This window comes from Pseudomonas sp. F2 (assembly GCF_057174385.1).
On the sequence record NZ_CM169904.1, the window covers coordinates 4,306,705 to 4,330,065 of the forward strand.

The window sequence follows — 23,361 nt, forward strand, 5'->3', positions numbered from 1 at the left end:
TAAATCCCCTCACCACAAATTTGTGCATTTTCGACAGCAGGTTTTAACACCGAAAATCAAGGTTTTGCCGGCCGAAAGCCACGCCAGCCGAGGCGTCATGGCCCTTTCACACCACGAACTCTCTGTGGAAAACGCCGTCATACCCTTCAGTTTGAGCCTGCCGTCGAGTGAATCGTCGGTCTGTCCCGCCCTTTTCGAGATGGAGCATTTGTGCAGATGAGCACCCCAGCCAAGATCGCCCCGAAGCTTCCCGACAGCATCTTCCGCGCCTACGACATTCGCGGCACCGTGCCGGAATTCCTCAATACTGAAACCGCTTATTGGATCGGCCGCGCCATCGGCTCGCAGAGCCTGGCCCAGGGCGAACCGAACGTGTCGGTCGGTCGTGACGGTCGCCTGTCCGGCCCGGAGCTGGTTGCCGAACTGATCCGCGGCATCGCCGAGAGCGGCTGCCATGTCAGCGACGTCGGCCTGGTTCCGACCCCGGCGCTGTACTACGCGGCCAACGTGCTGGCCGGCAAGTCTGGCGTAATGCTCACCGGTAGCCACAACCCGTCGAACTACAACGGCTTCAAGATCGTGATCGCCGGCGACACCCTCGCCAACGAGCAGATCCAGGTGCTGCACGAGCGCATCAAGACCAATGACCTGACCAGCGGTCAGGGCAGCGTCACTCAGGTTGAAATCCTTGACCGCTACACCACCGAAATCGTCCAGGACGTCAAACTGGCCCGCCGCCTGAAAGTCGTGGTCGACTGCGGCAACGGCGCGGCCGGCGTGATCGCTCCGCAACTGATCGAAGCGCTGAACTGCGAAGTCATCCCGCTGTTCTGCGAAGTCGACGGCAACTTCCCCAACCACCACCCGGACCCGGGCAAACCCGAGAACCTCGTCGACCTGATCGCCAAGGTCAAGGAAACCAACGCCGATCTCGGCCTGGCCTTCGACGGCGACGGCGACCGTGTCGGCGTGGTGACCAACACCGGCAGCATCGTCTACCCGGATCGCCTGCTGATGCTGTTTGCCCGCGACGTGGTGGCGCGCAATCCCGATGCGGAAATCATCTTCGACGTCAAATGCACCCGCCGTCTGGTGCCGCTGATCAAGGAGTACGGCGGTCGCCCGCTAATGTGGAAGACCGGTCATTCGTTGATCAAAAAGAAAATGAAACAATCCGGCGCTCTATTGGCCGGCGAGATGAGCGGGCACATCTTCTTCAAGGAGCGCTGGTTCGGTTTCGACGACGGTATTTACAGCGCCGCACGGCTGCTGGAGATCCTCAGCAAGGAAAAATCCACCGCCGAAGAGCTGTTTGCGACCTTCCCGAACGATATTTCTACGCCGGAAATCAATATCCATGTGACCGAAGAGAGCAAATTCAGCATCATTGATGCACTGCACGACGCACAGTGGGGTCCAGGCGCTGACCTGACCACCATCGACGGCGTGCGAGTCGATTACGCCAAAGGCTGGGGCCTGGTGCGCGCCTCCAACACCACACCGGTGCTGGTGCTGCGTTTCGAGGCCGATGACGAGGCAGAACTTGCGCGTATCAAGGCGGTGTTCCACACCCAACTGAAACGCGTTGCACCTGATCTCCAACTACCGTTCTGATTCACCCGGAGCCCTGAATGACCCTCGAACGCGAAGCCGCCGCCCACACCGCCCAGGTCCTGTCCGAAGCGTTGCCTTACATCCGACGTTATGTCGGCAAGACTCTGGTGATCAAATACGGCGGCAACGCGATGGAAAGCGAGGAGCTGAAAACCGGCTTCGCCCGCGACATCGTCTTGATGAAAGCCGTGGGCATCAACCCGGTGGTGGTTCACGGCGGCGGCCCGCAGATCGGTGATCTGCTCAAGCGTCTGTCGATCGAAAGCCACTTTGTTGATGGCATGCGCGTCACTGACGCGGCGACCATGGACGTGGTGGAAATGGTCCTCGGCGGCCAGGTCAATAAAAGCATCGTCAACCTGATCAACCGCCACGGTGGCAGCGCCATCGGCCTGACCGGTAAAGACGCCGGACTGATACGTGCGAAGAAACTGACCGTTACCCGCCAGACCCCGGAGATGACCCAGCCGGAAATCATCGACATCGGTCAGGTCGGTGAAGTGGTCGGGATCAACACTGAACTGTTGAATCTGCTGGTCAAAGGCAACTTCATCCCGGTGATCGCGCCCATCGGCGTCGGTGAAAACGGCGAGTCGTACAACATCAACGCTGACCTGGTGGCCGGAAAAGTCGCCGAGGCGCTGAAAGCCGAGAAGCTGATGCTGCTGACCAACATCGCCGGCCTGATGGACAAGTCGGGCACTGTGTTGACCGGCCTGAGCACCCAGCAGGTCGACGACCTGATCGCCGACGGCACCATCTACGGCGGCATGCTGCCAAAGATCCGCTGTGCGCTGGAAGCGGTTCAGGGCGGCGTCGGCAGCTCGCTGATCATCGACGGTCGTGTGCCGAACGCGATCCTGCTGGAAATCTTCACCGATACCGGTGTGGGTACGCTGATCAGCAATCGCAAGCGTCCGTAAGCCGTCGCGGAAACCAAAAGACCCCGCTCAGCCTGACTGAGCGGGGTCTTTTTTTGCCTGCGGCATTCCATCTCTTTTGTGGCGAGGGAGCTTGTTCCCGCTGGGTTGCGAAGCGGCCCCAAAATAGTGTGAGCGCTGCGCACTCAAGCGGGAGCAAGCTCCCTCGCCACCAAAGCACCTACGACATCAGACGCCAAACTGCGCGCGGTACGCTTCCACAGCTGGCAGATGCTGCTTGAGCTGCGGATCGTCAGCGAGGAATTCCAGCACCTGGTTCAGCGAAACGATGCTGATCACCGGAATACCGAAATCACGCTCGACTTCCTGGATTGCCGACAACTCGCCGTTGCCACGCTCCTGACGATTCAGGGCGATCAACACACCGGCAGCCTTGGCGCCGTCTTGGGACGCGATGATTTGCATCACTTCACGGATCGCGGTGCCGGCGGTGATCACGTCGTCGATGATCAGCACGTCGCCGGTCAGCGGTGCGCCGACCAGACTGCCGCCTTCGCCGTGGGCCTTGGCTTCCTTGCGGTTGAAGCACCACGGCAGGTCGCGGTCGTGATGCTCGGCCAGCGCGACGGCAGTGGTTGCCGCCAGCGGGATGCCTTTGTAGGCCGGGCCAAACAGGACGTCGAAAGAAATGCCGCTTTCGGCGATGGCTGCCGCGTAAAAACGCCCCAGCTGCGCCAGGGCCGAGCCCGTGTTGAACAGGCCGGCGTTGAAGAAGTAAGGACTGGTGCGCCCGGACTTCAGGGTGAACTCACCGAAGCGCAAAACGCCGCGATCGATGGCAAAACGAATGAAATCGCGCTGATACGCTTGCATGAAAAAAACCCCAAATACCACGGATTTAGCTAATTAGCTTGACGCCGTGTATCATACACGCACGCGATTTTTGGGGCCATTTATGCGGATCATCAGTGTGAACGTCAATGGTATTCAGGCGGCAGTCGAGCGTGGTTTGCTCAGTTGGCTGCAAGCTCAGAATGCCGACGTCATCTGCCTGCAGGACACCCGTGCCTCCGCCTTTGAACTGGATGACCCAGCCTTCCAACTGGATGGCTACTTCCTTTATGCCTGCGATGCTGAAGTCCCTGCCCAAGGTGGCGTGGCTTTGTATTCGCGGTTGCAACCGAAGGCTGTCATCAGCGGTCTCGGTTTCGAGACGGCCGACCGCTACGGGCGCTACCTGCAAGCAGATTTCGACAAAGTCAGTATTGCTACCTTGCTGCTTCCTTCGGGAATGAACGGCGATGAGGACTTGAACCAGAAGTTCAAGCTCATGGACGATTTCGGCAAGTACCTGGACAAGCAGCGGCGTAAACGTCGCGAGTACATTTATTGTGGCTCGCTGTACGTGGCGCAGCAGAAGCTCGACATCAAGAACTGGCGCGACAGTCAGCAATCCCCGGGCTTCCTGGCGCCAGAACGCGCCTGGATGGACGAGATTGTCGGCAACATGGGCTACGTCGATGCCCTGCGCGAAGTCAGCCGCGAAGGCGATCAGTACAGCTGGTGGCCGGACAACGAACAGGCCGAGATGCTCAATCTGGGCTGGCGCTTCGATTACCAGTTGCTGACCCCGGGCCTGCGGCGCTTCGTGCGCAGTGCACGCCTGCCGCGTCAGCCGCGGTTCTCGCAGCACGCACCGTTGATCGTCGACTACGACTGGACGCTGACCATTTAAGCGTCGATTCGTGGATGCAAAAAAGCCGACATCGCTGTCGGCTTTTTTGTGCGCGCTGATTACAGGTCATTTGTGCTGATCGTTATTTGATCAACCGCCAGGTAAACGGATAACGGTAGGGGAACCCTTCGTTCGCCTTCACCCCGGCAATGATCGTCAACACCAGCGCCCCGATGGCCAGCAGGCCCAGCAAGAAGAAGCCGATGATCAACACCATCAGCAGCAGACAGATCGCGGCAGCAATCGCCACGGTGATCTGGAAATTCAGTGCCTCTTTGCCCTGAGCGTCGATGAACGGATCAGTTTCGCGCTTCATCTGCCACAGAATCAGCGGCCCGATCAGGTTGCCGAACGGAATCCAGATCCCCAGCAAGGCGGACAAGTGACAAAACATCGCCCATTGGCGAACCTCCTGGCTCGGTTTGGGCAGCAACTCTTGCTCATCACTCATCGCATCCTCCTTGCGGGTTACGAACCTGCTCAGTCGGCCAGTGCGGCCTTTTGCAGTTCGAAGATTTCGTTCATGCCTTTCTTCGCCAGTTCCAGCATGGCGTTCAGATCCTCAGGCTGGAACGGCGCGCCTTCGGCAGTGCCCTGGACCTCGATGAAGCCACCGGTGCTGGTCATCACCACGTTGAGGTCAGTCTCGGCGGCGGAATCTTCAAGATAGTCCAGATCCAGCACCGGCTCGCCCTGATACATGCCGACCGACACCGCGCCGATCATTTGCTTGAGCGGGTCGCCGCCTTTCAGGCCGCCACGCTTCTTGATCACTTTCAGTGCATCAACCAGGGCCACCATGGCGCCAGTGATGGAGGCGGTGCGGGTGCCGCCGTCAGCCTGGATCACGTCGCAGTCGACGTACAGGGTCACGTCGCCCAGCTTGGACATGTCCAGCGCAGCGCGCAGCGAACGGCCGATCAGGCGCTGGATTTCCAGGGTGCGACCGCCCTGCTTGCCACGGCTCGCTTCACGCTGGTTACGCTCGCCAGTGGCACGCGGCAGCATGCCGTACTCGGCGGTCAACCAGCCCTGGCCCTGACCCTTGAGGAAACGCGGCACGCCGTTTTCGACGCTGACGGTGCAGATGACTTTGGTATCACCGAATTCGACCAGTACGGATCCCTCGGCGTGTTTGGTGTAGTTGCGGGTAATGCGGATCGAGCGGAGCTGATCGGCAGCGCGACCACTTGGACGTTTCATAGGGAATACCTGTACTGGGGACGGAAAACTGCCGAGCATTATAGAGCGCTGCACCGCGCCTGGGCACGGGTTAAAAATTCCGGCCGTCGACCCACGGCCCTGAAACACTCATAACCGACGGCCTGCAGCCCTTTGTCACACCGTGTGTTTGGGCGCATCCGCCGCACTGCGCTACAATCCTGCGCCTTTGCTGCCAGTCGGCTTAAATTCATTGATATCGAGCCTGCGGAACATCCCTTCTGCGCCGATCTGCATTGCGAGGTCACCGCCATGGTGCACAGCATGACCGCCTTCGCCCGCGTTGAGAAAGCCGGCGCCCAGGGCACCCTGAGCTGGGAACTGCGCTCGGTCAACAGTCGCTATCTGGAACCGCACCTGCGCCTGCCGGAGTCGTTCCGCGACCTCGAAGGCGCCGTGCGTGAAGCCCTGCGTCAGGGCCTGTCGCGGGGCAAACTGGAATGCACCCTGCGCTTCACCGAAGAAAGCACCGGCAAGCCGTTGCAGGTCGACCGCGAGCGCGCCGCGCAATTGGTCGCCGCCGCCGAGACCGTTGCCGGGCTGATCAACAACCCGGCGGCACTGAACCCGCTGGAAGTACTGGCCTGGCCCGGCGTGCTGGTGGCCGACGCGACTGATCCACAGGCGCTGAATACCGATGCGCTGGCCCTGTTCAATCAAGGTCTCAAGGAACTCAAGGCCGGCCGCGAGCGCGAAGGCGCGGAGCTGGCACGCCTGATCAACGAGCGCCTGACCTCCATAGAAGAAGACGTCGTGACCTTGCGTGAACTGGTGCCGCAGATGCTCGCGACCCAGCGCCAGAAAGTGCTCGACCGCTTCGCCGACATGAAGGCCGAACTGGATCCGCAGCGTCTGGAACAGGAAATGGTCATGCTCGCGCAAAAGAGCGATGTGGCCGAAGAACTGGATCGCCTGAGCACCCACATCATTGAAGTCCGCCGGGTGCTCAAGTCCGGCGGTGCTGCTGGTCGGCGCCTCGACTTCCTGATGCAGGAACTCAACCGCGAAGCCAACACACTGGGCTCCAAGGCCTTCGACCCGCGCAGCACCCAGGCCGCCGTCAACCTCAAGGTGTTGATCGAGCAGATGCGCGAACAAGTGCAGAATATTGAGTAAGGCAACAGACATGACCCACCACACCGGCACCCTGTACATCATTTCCGCCCCTTCGGGTGCGGGCAAGAGCAGCCTGGTCAAGGCGTTGACCGACACCAACCCGGAAATCCGCGTCTCGATTTCCCACACCACCCGCGCCATGCGCCCGGGCGAAGTGGATGGCGTGAACTATCACTTCGTGACCCGCGAAGAGTTCGTGAAGATGGGCGAACACGGCGACTTCCTCGAACGCGCCGAAGTTTTCGGCAACTTCTACGGCACCTCGCAAAGCCGCCTGCAGCAGACGCTGGATGAAGGCCACGATCTGATTCTGGAGATCGACTGGCAAGGCGCCGAGCAGGTCCGCAAGTTGATGCCGCAAGCCCGCTCGATCTTCATCCTGCCGCCGTCGCTGCAAGCCCTGCACCAGCGCCTGACCAACCGTGGCCAGGACAGCGACGAGATCATCGACGGCCGGATGCGCGAAGCAGTCAGCGAGATGAGCCACTACGTCGAATACGATTACCTGATCATCAACGATGATTTCGCCCACGCGCTGGACGATCTGAAAGCGATTTTCCGCGCCAATCAGCTGCAGCAGAAGCGCCAGCAAGTGCGTTTCGGCAGATTGCTGGCTGAATTGCTGGGTTAATCAGCACTTCCCAAAACCGCTGCAAGCGCTTTACATTGGTGCCTGCAGCGCGTTGAAGGGTCTGGTCAAAAAATCAGCGCTTCCCTAATCGCTGGTGATTTTTTAAACTGTTGAGTCCGCTCGCCCAACCGGGCAGCGCGCATATTGCATTCGCTCCGAGGAATACCATGGCCCGCGTAACCGTTGAAGACTGCCTAGAACACGTGGAAAACCGCTTTGAGCTGGTCATGCTCTCTACCAAGCGTGCCCGTCAACTGGCCACCGGCGGCAAAGAGCCCCTGGTCCAGTGGGAAAACGACAAGCCGACCGTTGTCGCCCTGCGTGAAATCGCTGAAGGCCTGATGAGCTACGAGTTCATCGCCGAGCAGGAAATCGTCCAGGATGAACCGCTCTTCGCTGCTTTCGAGGACGAGTCCAACGAGGCCGTCTAAGCCTATGCCTGGTCGACGTAGCACGGCGCGGGAACACAGCCTTCGGCAGGAGTCATCATGCCGAGCATAGACGCCCTCGCCGATCGCTTATCGACCTACCTCGGTAACGACCAGGTCAACCTGGTCCGCCGAGCGTATTTCTACGCCGAACAAGCCCATGACGGTCAGCGCCGTCGCAGCGGCGAGGCGTACGTCACGCATCCGCTTGCGGTGGCGAATATTCTTGCCGACATGCACATGGACCATCAGAGCCTGATGGCGGCGATGCTGCATGACGTGATCGAAGACACCGGTATCGCCAAGGAAGCGTTGCAAGCGCAGTTCGGTGAAACCGTGGCCGAACTGGTCGACGGGGTCAGCAAACTGACCCAGATGAACTTCGAGACCAAGGCCGAAGCCCAGGCCGAAAACTTCCAGAAGATGGCCATGGCCATGGCCCGCGACATTCGCGTGATCCTGGTCAAACTCGCCGACCGCCTGCACAACATGCGCACGCTGGAGGTGCTGTCCGGGGAAAAACGCCGGCGCATCGCCAAGGAAACCCTCGAAATCTACGCGCCCATCGCCAACCGGCTGGGCATGCACGCGATTCGTATCGAATTTGAAGACCTCGGCTTCAAGGCGATGCACCCGATGCGTTCCGCGCGGATTTACCAGGCAGTCAAGCGCGCCCGGGGCAACCGCAAGGAAATCGTCAACAAGATCGAAGAATCCCTTGGCCATTGCCTCGCCATCGACGGCATCCAGGGCGAAGTCAGCGGTCGTCAGAAACATCTTTACGGCATCTACAAGAAAATGCGCGGCAAGCGTCGAGCCTTCAACGAGATCATGGACGTCTACGCGTTCCGGATCATCGTCGACAAGGTCGATACCTGCTACCGCGTGCTGGGTGCTGTGCATAATTTGTACAAACCGTTGCCGGGGCGCTTCAAGGATTACATCGCGATCCCCAAGGCCAACGGCTATCAATCGTTACACACCACGCTGTTCGGCATGCACGGCGTGCCGATCGAGATCCAGATCCGCACCCGCGAAATGGAAGAGATGGCCAACAACGGCATTGCCGCCCATTGGCTGTACAAGTCCAGCGGTGACGAGCAGCCGAAAAGTACTCACGCCCGCGCCCGCCAGTGGGTCAAAGGCGTGCTGGAAATGCAGCAACGTGCCGGCAACTCGCTGGAATTCATCGAGAGCGTGAAGATCGACCTGTTCCCGGACGAGGTCTATGTGTTCACGCCCAAAGGCCGGATCATGGAGCTGCCCAAAGGCTCCACGGCGGTCGATTTTGCCTACGCGGTACACACCGACGTCGGCAACAGCTGCATCGCCTGCCGGATCAACCGCCGCCTCGCACCGCTGTCCGAACCGCTGCAAAGCGGCTCCACGGTCGAGATCGTCAGCGCGCCCGGCGCACGGCCGAACCCGGCGTGGCTCAACTTCGTGGTCACCGGCAAGGCGCGCACGCACATCCGCCACGCGCTGAAACTGCAGCGCCGCTCCGAGTCGATCAGCCTCGGTGAACGCCTGCTGAACAAGGTACTCAACGGTTTCGACAGCGCGCTGGAGAAGATCCCGGCCGAGCGCGTCAAGGCAATGCTCGCCGAATATCGCCTGGAGCTGATCGAAGATTTGCTCGAAGACATCGGCCTGGGCAACCGCATGGCCTATGTCGTGGCGCGCCGTCTGCTCGGCGAAGGCGAGCAGCTGCCGAGTCCGGAAGGGCCGCTGGCGATTCGCGGTACAGAAGGCCTGGTGCTGAGCTACGCCAAGTGCTGCACACCGATCCCGGGCGACCCGATTGTCGGCCACCTGTCGGCGGGCAAAGGCATGGTCGTGCACCTGGACAACTGCCGCAACATTAGCGAAATCAGGCACAACCCGGAAAAATGCATCCAGCTCTCGTGGGCCAAGGATGTCACCGGCGAATTCAACGTCGAGCTGCGCGTCGAGCTGGAGCACCAGCGCGGCCTGATCGCGCTGCTGGCCAGCAGCGTCAACGCGGCCGACGGCAATATCGAGAAAATCAGCATGGACGAGCGCGATGGCCGCATCAGCGTCGTCCAGTTGGTGGTCAGCGTCCACGACCGTGTGCACCTGGCCCGCGTGATCAAGAAACTGCGCGCCCTGACCGGGGTCATCCGCATCACCCGCATGCGTGCCTAATTCACACCTAACAAGGAGTCATACATGACCAAGACTGTTATCACCAGCGACAAGGCCCCAGCCGCCATCGGTACTTACTCCCAGGCGATCAAGGCCGGCAATACTGTCTACATGTCGGGCCAGATTCCTCTGGACCCAAAGACCATGGAGCTGGTTGAAGGCTTCGAAGCCCAGACCGTCCAGGTGTTCGAGAACCTCAAAGCCGTGGCTGAAGCTGCCGGTGGTTCGTTCAAGGACATCGTCAAGCTGAACATCTTCCTCACCGACCTGAGCCACTTTGCCAAGGTCAACGAAATCATGGGCAAATACTTCGACCAGCCTTATCCGGCCCGCGCCGCCATCGGCGTTGCAGCCCTGCCGAAGGGTTCGCAAGTCGAAATGGATGCCATCCTGGTCATCGAGTAATGCACACGGCGCAGCCTTCATCCGCTGCGCCGACTGCTCTGCGGTAAAGAAAAGGTTTTGAAAGGATTCCACCATGCGCAAAGCGCTTGCTCTCTCGCTGCTCGCCATTTTCCTCGGCGGCTGTGCCAGCGACCCCGCCGACCGTGACATCAGCGGCACCTGGATCAACCAGGTGGCGATCGATGCCGCTGCCAAGGGCGGTCCCCTGCGCGAAGCGCTTCAGGCCTATGGCCCGAACCTGGAGTGGGACGTCAATACCAAGGCCGGTCAGGCCCGCTACACCAACGGTTTCGAGAACGTCGAAGGACGGCTGCAGGGCGAACAGTCCGGCGCCTGGAAAGTCGACTTCTATGGCAGCTCCGGCAGCGAGCTGAAACGCGACGGCGGCCGGATGAAACAAGCCGCCACCGAGAACGAGCCGGATCAGTTGTTCGATCGCGCGCAAATCCCCGTGCCGGAAGGCGCACCAATCGGCGCCAGCTTCGAACGCGCACTGTATTCAGCCTATCTGGGCGGCAGCTGGAAGATTGCCAGCGGCGACGGCGAAGGCAACACCGTGCAATTCCAGGCCGACGGCCAGGTGTCCGGCCTGCCCGGCGCCGATCGCTATGCGCTGTGCCTGGCAGGCGACTGCGCTTCGATGAACAGCGACCACGACAGCATGTGGCTGCAGCTCAACGGCCAGGGCAACAACTGGATCTTTGCCCGCAAAGGCAAGGCACTGGAAATTTTCCAGGCAGTGAATACCGCGCTGGCGGATGAAATGCCGCAGTTCACCCCGGGTGAGCGCAAGTGGTTGCTTGAGAAACAGTAACCGCGCCTGAGAACAATACATAACCCTGTGGGAGCAAGCTTGCCCGCGATGAGGCCATCAGACTCAACACTTTAGTTGACTGCCAAGCCGCCATCGCGGGCAAGCCCGCCCCCACAGTGGTTTGTGGCGTCAGAAAGTCAGCACTTGCCTTCAAGAATCGCCGCATAACCTTCGCGGTAACTCGGATATTTCGGCGTCCAGCCCAGCGCCTTCGCGCGAGCATTGCTGCAGCGTTTACTGCCAGTGCGGCGTACGCTGGCGTCGTCAGCCCATTCGGTAACCCCCAGATACTCCCGCAGCCAGGCGACCACTTCGGCAAGAGGTGCCGGTGCATCGTCCACACCGATATAAACATCCTGCAACGTCTCGCCCCGATCAGCCGCCTGTAGCAGAAACGCCATCAGCCCCGCCGCGTCATCAGCATGGATGCGATTACCGTACAGCGGCGGCTCGACCGCCACCCGATAACCGCGACGCACCTGGGTCAGCAGCCACTCACGACCCGGGCCGTAAATACCGGTCAGGCGCACGATGCTCGCAGGGATACCGCTGTTCAGCGCCACTTGCTCAGCTTCGAGCATCAGTCGCCCGGAGTATCCGCTGGCGACAGTCTCTGAATTTTCGTCGACCCACTCCCCTTCCTGCTGGCCGTACACACTGCTGCTGGACACGAACAGCAGTCGCTCAGGCACCTGGCCAAAGTCATTCAGCCAGCTCAGCACATTCTGCAAACCCTGTACGTAGGCAGCGCGATAACCGGCTTCATCGTGATCGGTCGCCGCCGCGCAATACACCAGATAGTCCACCGCCCCGAATGGCCAGTTTTCCGGGCAATCTTCCTTGAACAAATCACCAGCGACGCCGATGACGCCGTCCGGCAAACGCGACACATCACGGCGCAGACCCTGCACCTCCCAGCCGGCGGCCAACAATTGCGTAGCCAGACGACTGCCGACATCACCACAACCGGCAATCAAAACAGAAGGCGCGGACATCAAAAAACTCCCAAAAGAAAGGAACAGACTAGCCCTCGTACAGGACGAACGGCTAGCAATGAAGGAAAAAAAGAAACTCTATTACTTTTGTTAACAAGAATTACTTGCAATAATGCACCCCTCTTTTGTTCTCGGCCTTACGAGGCCTGGAAGAGCATTACCGTTTTTCTACCTCAGGTCCGGCCAGCATGACACGTAATCAAAACCCCGCTTCGCCAACCAAACGACCTCGCGCCTTCAGCGCAGTGGCGGCCCTGCTGCTCAGCCTGATGCTGGCACCGACCGCCGCTTTCGCCGACGCACAAGCGCCAACCGCTCCGGCTGCCACCGAACAGCACGCACCAACTGCAGCCGCGCCAGCCACCACCGACCCGGTGCAGGCATTAGACGCCGCCCCGGCAGATGCCCCTGAAGTGCTCGAACCCGACAACACCTTGGGCATGGCCCACGACCTGTCGCCATGGGGCATGTACCAGAACGCCGACATCATTGTGAAAATCGTAATGATCGGTCTGGCCATCGCTTCCATCATCACCTGGACCATCTGGATCGCCAAAGGCTTCGAGCTGATGGGCGCCAAGCGGCGTCTGCGTGGTGAAATCGCTGCCCTGAAAAAAGCTGCCACCCTCAAGGAAGCCAGCGCCACTGCAGCAAAGGAAGGCACCCTCGCCAACCTGCTGGTGCACGACGCCCTCGAAGAGATGCGCCTGTCGGTCAACAGCCGCGAGAAGGAAGGCATCAAGGAGCGCGTCAGCTTCCGCCTTGAGCGTCTGGTCGCCGCCTGTGGCCGCAACATGAGCAGCGGCACCGGCGTCCTCGCCACCATCGGTTCCACCGCGCCGTTCGTCGGCCTGTTCGGCACCGTGTGGGGCATCATGAACAGCTTCATCGGCATCGCCAAGACCCAGACCACCAACCTCGCCGTTGTGGCGCCGGGTATCGCCGAAGCGCTGCTGGCCACCGCGCTGGGTCTGGTTGCTGCGATTCCTGCGGTGGTGATCTACAACGTGTTCGCCCGCTCCATCGCCGGCTACAAGGCGCAGGTGTCCGACGCTTCGGCGCAGGTCCTGTTGCTGGTCAGCCGTGACCTCGATCACCAGCCTGAGCGCAGCAGCTCGCAACCACACATGGTGAAAGTGGGGTAATCGGCCATGGGCCTGCATTTGAAAGAAGGCGCAGACGACGATCTGGCCGAGAACCACGAAATCAACGTCACGCCGTTCATCGACGTAATGCTGGTGCTGTTGATCATCTTCATGGTGGCCGCGCCACTGGCCACCGTGGACATCAAGGTCGACCTGCCGGCCTCGACCGCCAAACCGGCGCCGCGCCCGGAGAAACCGGTGTTCCTCAGCGTCAAGGCTGATCAGCGCCTGTACATCGGCGACGATGAAGTGAAAGCCGAAACCCTTGGCGCCGTGCTCGATGCCAAGACCCAGGGCAAGAAAGACACCACCATCTTCTTCCAGGCCGACAAGGGTGTGGACTACGGCGACCTGATGAGCGTGATGGATAAACTGCGCTCGGCCGGTTACCTGAAGGTCGGTCTGGTGGGCCTTGAGAGCGCAGCCAAGAAATGATCACGACGCGCCATAAGCTGACGCGTTACAGCGGTAGCCTGGCCGTGGTGCTGGGCGTTCACGCGCTGGCCATCGCGCTGGCGCTGAACTGGACCGCCCGCCCGCCCATCGAACTGCCGCCGCAGGCAATGATGGTCGAGCTGGCACCGGTTCCGACCCCGCCACCGCCTGCTCCGCCGAAAGTCGTCACACCGCCGCAGCCACCGGCTCCGGTCGAAGAATTGCCGATTCCGAAACTGGCTGAAGCACCCAAGGCCGAGATTGCCGTACCAAAGCCCAAACCCAAGCCAAAGCCGAAACCGCAGCCGCCCAAACCGGTGGAGAAAAAACCGGAGCCGGTGAAGGAAAAACCTTCCGAGGAAAAACCGGCGGAGACGCAGCCGACCCAGGCACCGACGGAGAAATCCGCCCAGCCGGCACCTGGACCGTCGCCCGCACAAATGGCCGCCAAGGCCAGCTGGCAAAACACCCTGCTCGCGCACTTGGGCAAGTACAAGAAGTATCCGGCCAGTGCGCAGGCTCGCGGCAAGGAAGGCGTGAACCGTTTGCGTTTCGTCGTCGACGCTGAAGGCAATGTGTTGTCGTTCGAACTGGTGGGCCGCTCGGGCAACGCCGACCTGGATCGGGCCACCCTGGAAATGATCCGTCGCGCACAACCGCTGCCCAAGCCGCCGGCCGATATGCTGAACAACGGCTCGATCGAAATTGTGGCGCCGTTTGTGTACTCGCTGGACCGTCGTCGTTAAGTAGCAAGATCAAAAGATCGCAGCCTTCGGCAGCTCCTACAGGTATTCGCCCCCTGTAGGAGCTGCCGAAGGCTGCGATCTTTTGTTTTTCAGCTCATCCATACGGCAAACTCACATTGCCCGGTGTCGCATTCCTCACTCAGTCTGATAACGTGCGTCTATCGATTGCAGCCGTTATGCTTGGCCCGCAACTTCATGGACGCTCGCTATGACCCTCACAGAATTACGCTACATCGTTACCCTCGCCCAAGAGCAGCACTTCGGCCACGCCGCCGAGCGTTGCCACGTCAGCCAGCCGACTCTCTCGGTGGGCGTGAAAAAACTTGAAGACGAACTCGGTGTGCTGATTTTCGAGCGCAGCAAAAGCGCCGTACGCCTGACCCCGGTCGGCGAAGGCATCGTCGCCCAGGCGCAGAAAGTCCTGGAGCAGGCGCAAGGCATCCGTGAACTGGCCCAGGCCGGCAAGAACCAGCTGACCGCCCCGCTGAAAGTCGGTGCGATCTACACCGTCGGGCCGTACCTGTTCCCGCACCTGATTCCGCAACTGCACCGGGTCGCCCCGCAGATGCCGTTGTACATCGAAGAAAACTTCACCCACGTGCTGCGCGACAAACTGCGCAACGGCGAGCTCGACGCGATCATCATCGCCCTGCCGTTCAACGAAGCCGACGTGCTGACCCTGCCGCTGTACGACGAGCCGTTTTACGTCTTGATGCCAGCCCAGCACCCGTGGACGCAAAAAGAATCCATCGACCCGGGCCTGCTCAACGACAAGAGCCTGCTCCTGCTCGGCGAAGGCCACTGCTTCCGCGATCAGGTGCTCGAAGCCTGCCCGACCCTGACCAAGGGCAACGACGGCGCCAAACACACCACGGTGGAATCCAGCTCGCTGGAGACCATCCGCCACATGGTCGCCTCCGGTCTGGGTATCTCGATCCTGCCGCTGTCGGCGGTGGACAGCCATCACTACGCCCCCGGCGTGATCGAAGTGCGGCCGCTGTCGGCGCCGGTGCCATTCCGCACCGTCGCCATTGCCTGGCGCGCCAGCTTCCCGCGGCCGAAAGCCATCGAGATCCTCGCCGACTCCGTTCGCCTGTGCTCGGTGGCCAAGCCCGCCGCGCCGGTTACGGCCGGTTAAGCCAGGGTCATGACTGAGCTGTCGCAAGTGTCGGTGACGGCACTCAAGGGTGTCGGCGAAGCCATGGCCGAGAAACTGGCCAAGGTCGGCCTGGAAAACCTTCAGGACGTGCTGTTTCACCTGCCGCTGCGTTATCAGGATCGCACCCGCGTGGTGCCGATCGGCCACTTGCGCCCGGGCCAGGATGCGGTGGTCGAAGGCACCGTCAGCGGTGCCGACGTGGTCATGGGCCGGCGGCGCAGCCTCGTCGTGCGCATGCAGGACGGCACTGGCGGGCTGAGCCTGCGCTTCTACCATTTCAGCAATGCGCAGAAAGAAGGCCTCAAGCGCGGCACGCGGATTCGCTGCTACGGCGAGGTGCGGCCCGGCGCCTCGGGGCTGGAAATCTACCACCCGGAATACCGCGCCATCACCGGTGACGAACCGCCGCCGGTGGACGAAACCCTGACCCCGGTCTACCCACTCACCGAGGGCCTGACCCAACAGCGCCTGCGCCAGCTGTGCATGCAAACCCTCACCCTGCTCAAGCCGAACACCCTGCCCGACTGGCTGCCGACCGAACTGGCTCGCGACTACCAACTGGCGCCGCTGGCCGATGCGATCCGCTACCTGCACAACCCGCCCGCCGATGCCGACGTCGACGAACTCGCCCTCGGTCATCACTGGGCGCAGCATCGCCTGGCGTTCGAAGAACTGCTGACTCACCAGCTATCGCAGCAGCGCCTACGCGAAAGCATGCGCTCCCTGCGCGCACCGGCGATGCCGAAAGCGACGAAACTGCCGGCAAAATACCTGGCCAACCTCGGCTTCAACCCGACGGGTGCCCAGCAACGTGTGGGCAACGAAATCGCCTACGACCTCAGCCAGCACGAACCGATGCTGCGCCTGATTCAGGGCGATGTCGGTGCGGGCAAAACCGTGGTCGCCGCCCTCGCGGCGCTGCAAGCGCTGGAGGCCGGTTATCAGGTCGCACTGATGGCGCCGACCGAGATCCTCGCCGAACAGCACTTCATCACCTTCAAGCGCTGGCTCGAACCGCTGGGCATCGACGTCGCGTGGCTGGCCGGCAAGCTCAAGGGCAAGAATCGCGTCGCCGCACTGGAGCAAATCGCCAGCGGCACGCCGATGGTGGTTGGCACTCACGCGCTGTTCCAGGACGAAGTGCAATTCAAGAATCTGGCGTTGGTGATCATCGACGAACAACACCGCTTCGGCGTCCAGCAACGCTTGGCGCTGCGGCAGAAAGGCGTCGGCGGGCGCATGTGCCCGCACCAACTGATCATGACCGCCACGCCGATCCCGCGCACGCTGGCGATGAGCGCCTACGCCGACCTCGACACCTCGATCCTCGACGAACTGCCGCCCGGTCGCACCCCGGTCAACACCGTGCTGGTCACCGACACCCGTCGCGTCGAAGTTATCGAACGGGTGCGCAGCGCCTGCGCCGAAGGGCGTCAGGCCTATTGGGTGTGCACGCTGATCGAAGAATCGGAAGAGCTGACCTGTCAGGCCGCCGAAACCACGTTCGAAGACCTCACCGCCGCCCTCGGCGAGCTGAAAGTCGGGCTGATCCACGGGCGCATGCAGCCTGCGGAAAAAGCGGCGGTCATGGCCGAATTCAAGGCCGGCAACCTGCAACTGCTGGTTGCCACCACCGTGATCGAAGTCGGCGTCGACGTGCCCAATGCCAGCCTGATGATCATCGAAAACCCCGAGCGCCTCGGTCTCGCGCAGCTGCACCAGTTGCGCGGCCGGGTGGGTCGAGGCAGCGCGGTCAGCCATTGCGTGCTGCTCTACCATCCGCCGCTGTCGCAGATCGGCCGTCAGCGCCTGGGCATCATGCGCGAGACCAACGACGGTTTCGTCATCGCCGAAAAAGACCTCGAACTGCGCGGCCCCGGCGAAATGCTCGGCACCCGTCAGACCGGCCTGCTGCAATTCAAGGTCGCCGACCTGATGCGCGACGCCGACCTGCTGCCCGCGGTACGCGATGCCGCGCAGGCGCTGCTGGAGCGCTGGCCGACTCACGTCAGCCCGTTGCTCGACCGCTGGCTGCGCCATGGGCAGCAATACGGCCAAGTGTGAGCACCGTCGCAGTTTGTGAAGGATCGTTCCGACAGAGCTGGTTATACTCCTGCCATTGTTTCAAAAACGGATACAGACCATGACTGACGCAGCTCTCGCCCCCGAACTCCCGCACGCGCCGTCTGTAATTCGGCTGCTGCTCGGCAAGCTGGGTATCGCCTACGAAGAAGTGCTCGACCACCACGGCCTCAATGCCTCGCGCAAGGTACAAGCCGTGTTGCTGGACGACGCCGTAGGCGCGCTGATGGTGCTGTTTCCGCAGAGCCAGTTGCTCGACCTCAACCGCCTCGCCGAGCTGACGGGCCGACGCCTGACCGCCGTCTCGACCGAGCGCCTGGAAAAGATGCTCGGCAAACACAGCCTGAGCCTGCTGCCGGGCCTGCCGGCACTCACCAGTTCGCCGTGCCTCTACGAAGAAAGCCTGCTGCGCGAGCCGAAGCTGCTGATCAACTCTGGCGAGCCGGGCGTGCTGCTGGAAATCACCAGCGAAGCCTTCAAGACCATGCTGACCAAGGCCAGCGCCGCCAACTTCGGCGAAGCCCTGAGCAGCATCCGCCCGAACCTCGATCGCCCCGACGATGACCGCGAGGAAATTACCCAGGCCGTGCAGGCGTTCACTGCACGCCGGATCCAGCAGCGTCTGGAAGCGACCATCGAGATTCCACCGCTGGCCGAAACCGCGCAAAAAATCATCAAACTGCGCGTCGACCCCAACGCCACCATCGATGACATCACCGGCGTGGTCGAAACCGACCCGGCGCTGGCTGCACAAGTGGTGAGCTGGGCGGCGTCGCCGTACTACGCCTCGCCGGGCAAGATCCGCTCGGTGGAAGACGCGATCGTTCGCGTGCTCGGCTTCGATCTGGTGATCAACCTCGCGCTGGGCTTGGCCCTCGGCAAGACCCTGAGCCTGCCGAAAGACCATCCGCAACACACCACGCCGTACTGGCAGCAATCGATCTACACCGCCGCCGTCATCGAAGGCCTGACCCGCGCCATGCCGCGCGCCCAGCGCCCGGAAGCCGGCCTGACCTATCTGGCCGGTCTGCTGCACAACTTCGGCTACCTGCTGCTGGCCCACGTGTTCCCGCCGCACTTCTCGCTGATCTGCCGCCACCTGGAGGTCAACCCGCACCTGTGCCACAGCTACATCGAGCAGCACCTGCTGGGCATCAGCCGCGAACAGATCGGCTCGTGGCTGATGCGCTATTGGGACATGCCCGACGAACTGGCCACCGCCCTGCGCTTCCAGCACGACCCAAGCTACGACGGCGCCTACGCCGAATACCCGAACCTCGTCTGCCTGGCCGTGCGCCTGCTGCGCAGCCGCGGCATCGGCTCCGGCCCCGACGAAGACATCCCCGACGCCCTGCTCGAACGCGTCGGCCTGACCCGCGACAAAGCCAACGACGTGGTCAGCAAAGTCCTCGAAGCCGAAGTCCTGCTGCGCGAACTGGCCTCGCAGTTCAGCCAGGCCTGAACCAAAACAGGCCCGCTCCCCCAAGGTTTACACAACCCCTGTGGGAGCGAGCCTGCTCGCGAAGAATCCACCTCAACCCAACTGACTCAGCGAAACCCTGTGGTGAGGGGATTTGTCCCCGACCGACTGCGCAGCAGTCGCAAACCCAGCCAACAGGGTGCGTCAGTTATATCGAGGTCTCGGGTTTTGGGGCCGCTGCGCAGCCCATCGGGGATAAATCCCCTCACCACAACAGCCCCTCCACTCAAGCCCTTCTACTCAAGCACATCTACTCAAGCCTTAGGCTTGGCTTTCCTCGGCTTCAAATACTTCATCAACCCCTGAAACCACATCACCAGCGCCGGATTCCCCTTCAGCTGGATCGACTTGTCCTGAATCCCCTGCATGAACGCCAGCTGCTTGTTCTTCGCCTGCATCGTGGCAAAGGCATAACCCGCATCCTTGAACGCAATCGCAAACGCCGGCTCCGCCACCACACCAGACTTGCTGGTAACGCGCTGATTCTTCACCACGAAATGCCGCGCCACTTTCCCGTCCAGCGTCTGCAGCTGAAACACCAGATCCTTGTCACCCAACTGCTGCTGGAACGCAGGATTTGTCCGGCTGGCCTTACCCATCAACAAACCCATCATCCACAGAAGAAAACGAAATTTCATGCGCACAGCCTCAAAAGGAAAATGAACGGCCGGGGCAGTGTAAGGGATTCAGACGATAACGCCACTATCTGCCTCTAATGGAAGATGATGCAGCCCATTTCCCGCACGATGACCGCCAAGTCACACTTCTGCACCCACCGTCCTACACCTGTTGAAACACATCCCTGTAGGAGCTGCCGAAGGCTGCGATCTTTTGATCTTCCAGCCTGCAAACCTATGGGAAATTTCCTGCAAAGTGCCGCGATACCTATGAACTAGGCAGGTTGGCGGTTCGTCGATAGCCTCTGTGTGTCGCCGCCAAATCGGTGACTCGGACGTGCAAGTCCGGTTCAGGTGCACATTCGTTGATGGCATTTCGCCGAGCGTTTTCCTATGCTCGCGGATCGTTATGGCGGCTGTGCGTCGGAGACCTTCGGGTCTGCCGGCCACCTGGACCGGTCTTGCACACCAACGCACAGCTGCCACCTCTTTCGAAGTGCAAAGCGAATAGGTGTCGGCCTCACAACTCCAGGAAGCTGCACCATGATCAAACCAACACCCAATCCCCCCGAAACCCCAGACATATCGCCCTACGAATCACTGGAATCCAAGAAATTCCACGAAGCCGCCGAACGCGCCCTCGACCACCACTTCAAACCGCGCACCGAATCCCAACCCAAACGCGAAACCGGCCTCTTCAGCCTCACCCCCGGCACCGATGCCGAAGCCCTGATGGCCAACGCCTCCGAAGACCTCCTGTCCATCAGCGCCATCGCCTGCGACCTCGCCGACGACCTCCACGGCTCCCGCCGCTCGGTTGCACTGGCCCTGAGCAGAATGGCGGATGGGGTGCGATTGATGGTGGAAGGGACGCTCGATCATATTGAAGTGCGGAACCTGGCAGCCAAGCCGTAGCGGGATTTGCGGATGAAAAAAGGGGACGTTAAGTCCCCTTTCTGAATATTCCCTGCCTCACCACTGACAGCCTGTTTCTGACGAAGCGTCCATGGTGATGTCTTGATCGAATGAGTACTTCTTACCGGATTTGTAATTCGTGTAGGTCATCCCGTAGATTCGGGCACCTTGGCTGACCATTTCGTATTCGCCTGTCAGCGATCCTTCGGAAACCTCCACCCAGATTGTCGTGAACTGAGAGGGGCGCCCTTCCTCCATGACTTCCTCTTCGACACCCCGGTAGACAAGGGGAATCGCCTTTGGGGACTTTGTGTATCTAACCCCTGCTCCACTCCAGCGGGAGACCGTGTCGTAATAGGATCGAAACTCGAAATTGATGTTCTTGCCTCCCAACGAACGGAAGCAAGAAACCTCGGTAGTAACCTCACCGTGGGCAGTCAGCGGTATCAGGAGAAGCGCAGAAATAAACGCAGACGAAGATTTCAAACCAACCATTCCTTTAGCGGTTCATGGGTAATTGAAAGCGCATCCTCACCGCGCAGTAGGCGACGTCTTCACGCAACAGACGGCCAGCCATCTCACAATGCCCGTCTGCGTACTTCTTCCAAAGCGGATTATCGAACTCATCCCCTCCCAGCCGCTCAATGGAGGCCGCTAAGTCTCTGTCACGATCCTTCCCTGCAATCGCAGATGCCGCCTTGTAAAAACCATCCAACGGTAAACCCGTCTGCAGAGCAACCAATTCCCCCAACCGGGCATTGGTTGTTTGCACCAGGCACCCAAGCCTTTCGATGGGCGCCTCTGCACCGGGCAAAACCGACTGATAGATATCCTCGCAATATGCCTCTTTAAAGCGCACCCACTTCTTTTGCACATCAATCAGTTGCTTCTTGTCGGCCGGCGCCAAACCGACCAGCGCTTTCTTGTATTGCTCATTCAGCATTGCATCGACTTTTTCAAAAGTCTGTTGACCGCAAATGATCATATCGGGATTGGAAAAGCTGTCGGGATTGCAGGTTTCTTGGGCATGTGCAGGAACCAGCAAAGCAGCCAAAGAAACACCCGCAACCCGCCCAAAGAACGCCTTGAGTTTGATCATGGCCCGGATACTCCGCCACTGCGCTCAGCTACCCGAGCAGGAATCTTCGAAGCCTTTCCTGCTTCCGCCATGCGCGATGCATATTGCTTGTACGCCGGCACTGCTCGCTCTTTATCGTTCATGGCCCAATAGCTATCTGCGAGATTCAGGTAAGCCACCGTCCGTTCCGGATTGTGGGCAATCACCGCATTCAGTAACTGGATAGACTCCGTGTAGTAACCCGCCTCGCCCAGCAGAAAACCGACATCGTTGGACCAACCAGGGTGCTGCGAGAAGTAGTACTTTCCGACGATATAACTTTCCGGAGAGCACGCGCCATGCGAGTCATTTCCCAACAACATATTACTCATCACTTCCTTGAACGAGCTGCTGTCGCCCTTTCGATAGGCTGCCAGCGCTTTATCCAGCAGGTCAGCTGAACCGACTGTCATCAGTTTTTTATAACCGCCCTGAGGGCTGCCAACGTTTGCAGCCCGCAACTTTTTAAGCGCTTCGAGGCCGTTGAATGAAGCCAGAGTGGTTGAGCCCAACGTCTCAATCGGCAGCTCCGCTACGCTCACAAGCGAGCGATCGCAGTAGTGGTTATTGACCACTTGCAGCACTTTCATCAGCTCAAACTGCTTTGAGCCATTATTGAAGGTGAACAAAAGATTGAAGTTAAAAACAGCGTTGTCTTCTTCGTTGGTCACCAGCGCAATGTAGTCCCCCGCCTCAACGAACCGCTGTTTGACCAGGACCTCTTCCTCTTGTGGATCCACAACCGTCATGGCTCCAGGCCGGCCGTTGAAAACCCGAACGCTAAAACTATCCAGAAGATCAGACGAGTACTGACTCTTCGTAAGAGGCAAAGCCTTGGACGTATCGAGCAATATGTCCTCATTGCGCCCTTGAACCGGCGCGATCAACAACCGATTGGATGCCTCGTCCGCGTCTCCCGCCAGAACGAACACGTTTTGCCGTGATTCATCCCCCAACAAGCTTGCCGGGATTTCCTTGAGGACTTGGGGTGCAGCGAGTGCGTGTGGTGCGAAAGCCACGGACACGGCAATGGCCAGGAGTCCACCGAGTAGAATTGAACATCCTTTCACGCTTTAACTCCGTAACTGAAATCTATTCGGGCTGACCTTCATAACGCTGTGTCTGCGGGTTGAATTGCCACAGATGTGGTCGGGTCATGGCTACGTTGTTTTTGTAGCGAATCTGCCCGCGTTTATCCCTGATGTAGGAATAGATCTCGATGTCTTTGACGTCTCCGCCATTCTTGGGCGGACCGTCCAGTACTTTGATCCCGGCAAAGTAATCACCGCCGGTATGCTTCAAATAACCACGGCACTGGATCAGGAAGGCGTACGTCATGTCGCCGGCCGAACCGTGACTTGAATAGGAGAGGAAGATGAAATCGTCTCGGCCATCGCCATTGAGATCACCTTGGTACACCACCTTGCCACGCTCTAGAGAAAATTCACCATCGTAGAAGCCAGAATGTATGTCTTCGACACTTTCTCCGCTGTCTTTCCATTGCGTAAGAAAAGTCTTGGTATCGCTTTTCTCGTTGCAGATATCCGACGCCATCGCTGCCATCGGCAACCAGCTCATACATAACAACAGCAGTCTTTTCACTTCATTTCCTTTGAACTAACCCGCCTCAATTCAGCGGGAGTGTTTTTCCATTCGCAG

Annotated in this window: 24 protein-coding genes and 1 pseudogene; 16 read left to right on the top strand and 9 right to left on the bottom strand. The window is 60.2% G+C overall.

Annotation, left to right across the window (positions count from 1 at the left end):
- Positions 1-237 precede the first annotated feature (237 nt).
- Both AC193Q_RS19460 and argB read left to right on the top strand, forming a co-directional pair.
- Positions 238-1,614, top strand: a pseudogene (locus AC193Q_RS19460) (phosphomannomutase/phosphoglucomutase); the annotation flags it as partial.
- A gap of 17 nt (positions 1,615-1,631) precedes the next feature.
- A complete protein-coding gene (argB, locus tag AC193Q_RS19465) occupies positions 1,632-2,537 on the top strand; it encodes an acetylglutamate kinase (RefSeq protein ID WP_003229488.1) in 906 nt (301 codons plus the stop codon).
- 186 nt (positions 2,538-2,723) lie between these two features.
- On the opposite strand, the gene pyrE is transcribed toward argB, so the two are convergent.
- Positions 2,724-3,368 (bottom strand): orotate phosphoribosyltransferase, encoded by a 645-nt coding sequence (pyrE, locus tag AC193Q_RS19470; RefSeq protein WP_041071932.1) that lies wholly within the window; start codon positions 3,366-3,368, stop codon positions 2,724-2,726.
- An 82-nt stretch (positions 3,369-3,450) separates the two neighbouring features.
- On the opposite strand from pyrE, the gene AC193Q_RS19475 reads away from it, so the two are divergent.
- Complete coding sequence (locus AC193Q_RS19475) at positions 3,451-4,230, top strand: exodeoxyribonuclease III (RefSeq protein ID WP_003229491.1); 780 nt, start codon at positions 3,451-3,453, stop codon at positions 4,228-4,230.
- Positions 4,231-4,312: 82 nt separating this feature from the next.
- Here AC193Q_RS19475 and AC193Q_RS19480 read toward each other — a convergent pair whose 3' ends face one another.
- Positions 4,313-4,681 carry a DUF4870 domain-containing protein gene (locus tag AC193Q_RS19480; protein WP_003229492.1) on the bottom strand — a complete coding sequence of 123 codons (369 nt, stop codon included), beginning with the start codon at positions 4,679-4,681 and terminating at the stop codon, positions 4,313-4,315.
- 29 nt (positions 4,682-4,710) lie between these two features.
- Positions 4,711-5,433, bottom strand: coding sequence for a ribonuclease PH (rph, locus tag AC193Q_RS19485; protein ID WP_027610407.1), 723 nt, complete (start codon positions 5,431-5,433; stop codon positions 4,711-4,713).
- A gap of 270 nt (positions 5,434-5,703) precedes the next feature.
- Between rph and AC193Q_RS19490 the strand changes: the two genes are divergently transcribed.
- The 6 genes from AC193Q_RS19490 (at position 5,704) to AC193Q_RS19515 (ending at position 11,011) form a co-directional block, all read left to right on the top strand.
- Positions 5,704-6,567 carry a YicC/YloC family endoribonuclease gene (locus AC193Q_RS19490; RefSeq protein WP_182403028.1) on the top strand — a complete coding sequence of 288 codons (864 nt, stop codon included), beginning with the start codon at positions 5,704-5,706 and terminating at the stop codon, positions 6,565-6,567.
- Positions 6,568-6,577: 10 nt separating this feature from the next.
- The gene (gmk, locus tag AC193Q_RS19495; RefSeq protein WP_041071927.1) at positions 6,578-7,198 is read left to right on the top strand and encodes a guanylate kinase; all 621 of its coding nucleotides are present in this window, start codon (positions 6,578-6,580) and stop codon (positions 7,196-7,198) included.
- 167 nt (positions 7,199-7,365) lie between these two features.
- Complete coding sequence (rpoZ, locus tag AC193Q_RS19500; RefSeq protein ID WP_008030604.1) at positions 7,366-7,629, top strand: DNA-directed RNA polymerase subunit omega; 264 nt, start codon at positions 7,366-7,368, stop codon at positions 7,627-7,629.
- Positions 7,630-7,686: 57 nt separating this feature from the next.
- Positions 7,687-9,792, top strand: coding sequence for a bifunctional GTP diphosphokinase/guanosine-3',5'-bis pyrophosphate 3'-pyrophosphohydrolase (spoT, locus tag AC193Q_RS19505; RefSeq protein WP_483878706.1), 2,106 nt, complete (start codon positions 7,687-7,689; stop codon positions 9,790-9,792).
- Between the two features lie 24 nt (positions 9,793-9,816).
- Positions 9,817-10,197, top strand: a complete 381-nt coding sequence (locus AC193Q_RS19510; protein WP_003229509.1) for a RidA family protein — start codon at positions 9,817-9,819, stop codon at positions 10,195-10,197.
- Positions 10,198-10,270: 73 nt separating this feature from the next.
- On the top strand, positions 10,271-11,011 hold the full coding sequence (locus AC193Q_RS19515) for a putative periplasmic lipoprotein (RefSeq protein ID WP_027610405.1): 741 nt from the start codon (positions 10,271-10,273) through the stop codon (positions 11,009-11,011).
- A gap of 137 nt (positions 11,012-11,148) precedes the next feature.
- On the opposite strand, the gene AC193Q_RS19520 is transcribed toward AC193Q_RS19515, so the two are convergent.
- A complete protein-coding gene (locus AC193Q_RS19520; protein ID WP_483878707.1) occupies positions 11,149-12,006 on the bottom strand; it encodes an SDR family oxidoreductase in 858 nt (285 codons plus the stop codon).
- Positions 12,007-12,194: 188 nt separating this feature from the next.
- On the opposite strand from AC193Q_RS19520, the gene exbB reads away from it, so the two are divergent.
- The 6 genes from exbB to AC193Q_RS19550 all read left to right on the top strand — a co-directional run bounded on the left by exbB (position 12,195) and on the right by AC193Q_RS19550 (position 19,035).
- The gene (gene exbB, locus AC193Q_RS19525; protein WP_047297279.1) at positions 12,195-13,151 is read left to right on the top strand and encodes a tonB-system energizer ExbB; all 957 of its coding nucleotides are present in this window, start codon (positions 12,195-12,197) and stop codon (positions 13,149-13,151) included.
- A gap of 6 nt (positions 13,152-13,157) precedes the next feature.
- Complete coding sequence (exbD, locus tag AC193Q_RS19530) at positions 13,158-13,586, top strand: TonB system transport protein ExbD (RefSeq protein WP_047297280.1); 429 nt, start codon at positions 13,158-13,160, stop codon at positions 13,584-13,586.
- Positions 13,583-14,332, top strand: a complete 750-nt coding sequence (locus AC193Q_RS19535; RefSeq protein WP_047297281.1) for an energy transducer TonB family protein — start codon at positions 13,583-13,585, stop codon at positions 14,330-14,332. Before exbD ends, AC193Q_RS19535 begins: the two co-directional genes overlap by 4 nt.
- Positions 14,333-14,540: 208 nt before the next feature.
- The gene (locus AC193Q_RS19540) at positions 14,541-15,470 is read left to right on the top strand and encodes a hydrogen peroxide-inducible genes activator (RefSeq protein WP_007962352.1); all 930 of its coding nucleotides are present in this window, start codon (positions 14,541-14,543) and stop codon (positions 15,468-15,470) included.
- Positions 15,471-15,479: 9 nt separating this feature from the next.
- Positions 15,480-17,555, top strand: a complete 2,076-nt coding sequence (gene recG, locus AC193Q_RS19545) for an ATP-dependent DNA helicase RecG (RefSeq protein ID WP_483878708.1) — start codon at positions 15,480-15,482, stop codon at positions 17,553-17,555.
- A gap of 79 nt (positions 17,556-17,634) precedes the next feature.
- Positions 17,635-19,035: an aminoacyl-tRNA deacylase and HDOD domain-containing protein gene (locus AC193Q_RS19550; RefSeq protein ID WP_007962347.1), complete on the top strand. Its 1,401-nt coding sequence runs from the start codon at positions 17,635-17,637 to the stop codon at positions 19,033-19,035.
- Positions 19,036-19,307: 272 nt separating this feature from the next.
- Here the strand turns inward: AC193Q_RS19550 and AC193Q_RS19555 are convergent, their stop codons facing one another.
- A complete protein-coding gene (locus tag AC193Q_RS19555; RefSeq protein ID WP_003229522.1) occupies positions 19,308-19,691 on the bottom strand; it encodes a helicase in 384 nt (127 codons plus the stop codon).
- A 522-nt stretch (positions 19,692-20,213) separates the two neighbouring features.
- Between AC193Q_RS19555 and AC193Q_RS19560 the strand changes: the two genes are divergently transcribed.
- Positions 20,214-20,585, top strand: coding sequence for a DUF6124 family protein (locus AC193Q_RS19560; RefSeq protein ID WP_095668011.1), 372 nt, complete (start codon positions 20,214-20,216; stop codon positions 20,583-20,585).
- A gap of 57 nt (positions 20,586-20,642) precedes the next feature.
- Here AC193Q_RS19560 and AC193Q_RS19565 read toward each other — a convergent pair whose 3' ends face one another.
- From AC193Q_RS19565 to AC193Q_RS19580, 4 genes are read right to left on the bottom strand one after another with little or no spacing between them, the layout of a single operon-like run.
- On the bottom strand, positions 20,643-21,071 hold the full coding sequence (locus AC193Q_RS19565; protein ID WP_483878709.1) for a hypothetical protein: 429 nt from the start codon (positions 21,069-21,071) through the stop codon (positions 20,643-20,645).
- Between the two features lie 13 nt (positions 21,072-21,084).
- Positions 21,085-21,684 (bottom strand): lysozyme inhibitor LprI family protein, encoded by a 600-nt coding sequence (locus tag AC193Q_RS19570; protein ID WP_121182746.1) that lies wholly within the window; start codon positions 21,682-21,684, stop codon positions 21,085-21,087.
- Complete coding sequence (locus tag AC193Q_RS19575) at positions 21,681-22,772, bottom strand: hypothetical protein (protein ID WP_121182748.1); 1,092 nt, start codon at positions 22,770-22,772, stop codon at positions 21,681-21,683. The genes AC193Q_RS19570 and AC193Q_RS19575 overlap by 4 nt, the downstream gene beginning before the upstream one ends.
- A gap of 22 nt (positions 22,773-22,794) precedes the next feature.
- A complete protein-coding gene (locus AC193Q_RS19580; protein ID WP_374011171.1) occupies positions 22,795-23,304 on the bottom strand; it encodes a hypothetical protein in 510 nt (169 codons plus the stop codon).
- Positions 23,305-23,361: the final 57 nt, after the last annotated feature.

Excerpts from the sequence above, each read along its gene's own strand:
- AC193Q_RS19540 (WP_007962352.1), top strand. The coding sequence starts at position 14,541 with ATGACCCTCACAGAATTACGCTACATCGTTACCCTCGCCCAAGAGCAG.
- AC193Q_RS19555 (WP_003229522.1), bottom strand. The coding sequence starts at position 19,691 with ATGAAATTTCGTTTTCTTCTGTGGATGATGGGTTTGTTGATGGGTAAG.
- rpoZ (WP_008030604.1), top strand. The coding sequence starts at position 7,366 with ATGGCCCGCGTAACCGTTGAAGACTGCCTAGAACACGTGGAAAACCGC.
- pyrE (WP_041071932.1), bottom strand. The coding sequence starts at position 3,368 with ATGCAAGCGTATCAGCGCGATTTCATTCGTTTTGCCATCGATCGCGGC.
- AC193Q_RS19550 (WP_007962347.1), top strand. The coding sequence starts at position 17,635 with ATGACTGACGCAGCTCTCGCCCCCGAACTCCCGCACGCGCCGTCTGTA.
- AC193Q_RS19560 (WP_095668011.1), top strand. The coding sequence starts at position 20,214 with ATGATCAAACCAACACCCAATCCCCCCGAAACCCCAGACATATCGCCC.
- recG (WP_483878708.1), top strand. The coding sequence starts at position 15,480 with ATGACTGAGCTGTCGCAAGTGTCGGTGACGGCACTCAAGGGTGTCGGC.
- AC193Q_RS19520 (WP_483878707.1), bottom strand. The coding sequence starts at position 12,006 with ATGTCCGCGCCTTCTGTTTTGATTGCCGGTTGTGGTGATGTCGGCAGT.
- argB (WP_003229488.1), top strand. The coding sequence starts at position 1,632 with ATGACCCTCGAACGCGAAGCCGCCGCCCACACCGCCCAGGTCCTGTCC.
- gmk (WP_041071927.1), top strand. The coding sequence starts at position 6,578 with ATGACCCACCACACCGGCACCCTGTACATCATTTCCGCCCCTTCGGGT.
- AC193Q_RS19535 (WP_047297281.1), top strand. The coding sequence starts at position 13,583 with ATGATCACGACGCGCCATAAGCTGACGCGTTACAGCGGTAGCCTGGCC.
- AC193Q_RS19475 (WP_003229491.1), top strand. The coding sequence starts at position 3,451 with ATGCGGATCATCAGTGTGAACGTCAATGGTATTCAGGCGGCAGTCGAG.
- AC193Q_RS19510 (WP_003229509.1), top strand. The coding sequence starts at position 9,817 with ATGACCAAGACTGTTATCACCAGCGACAAGGCCCCAGCCGCCATCGGT.
- exbD (WP_047297280.1), top strand. The coding sequence starts at position 13,158 with ATGGGCCTGCATTTGAAAGAAGGCGCAGACGACGATCTGGCCGAGAAC.
- rph (WP_027610407.1), bottom strand. The coding sequence starts at position 5,433 with ATGAAACGTCCAAGTGGTCGCGCTGCCGATCAGCTCCGCTCGATCCGC.
- exbB (WP_047297279.1), top strand. The coding sequence starts at position 12,195 with ATGACACGTAATCAAAACCCCGCTTCGCCAACCAAACGACCTCGCGCC.
- AC193Q_RS19490 (WP_182403028.1), top strand. The coding sequence starts at position 5,704 with ATGGTGCACAGCATGACCGCCTTCGCCCGCGTTGAGAAAGCCGGCGCC.
- spoT (WP_483878706.1), top strand. The coding sequence starts at position 7,687 with ATGCCGAGCATAGACGCCCTCGCCGATCGCTTATCGACCTACCTCGGT.
- AC193Q_RS19480 (WP_003229492.1), bottom strand. The coding sequence starts at position 4,681 with ATGAGTGATGAGCAAGAGTTGCTGCCCAAACCGAGCCAGGAGGTTCGC.
- AC193Q_RS19515 (WP_027610405.1), top strand. The coding sequence starts at position 10,271 with ATGCGCAAAGCGCTTGCTCTCTCGCTGCTCGCCATTTTCCTCGGCGGC.
- AC193Q_RS19570 (WP_121182746.1), bottom strand. The coding sequence starts at position 21,684 with ATGATCAAACTCAAGGCGTTCTTTGGGCGGGTTGCGGGTGTTTCTTTG.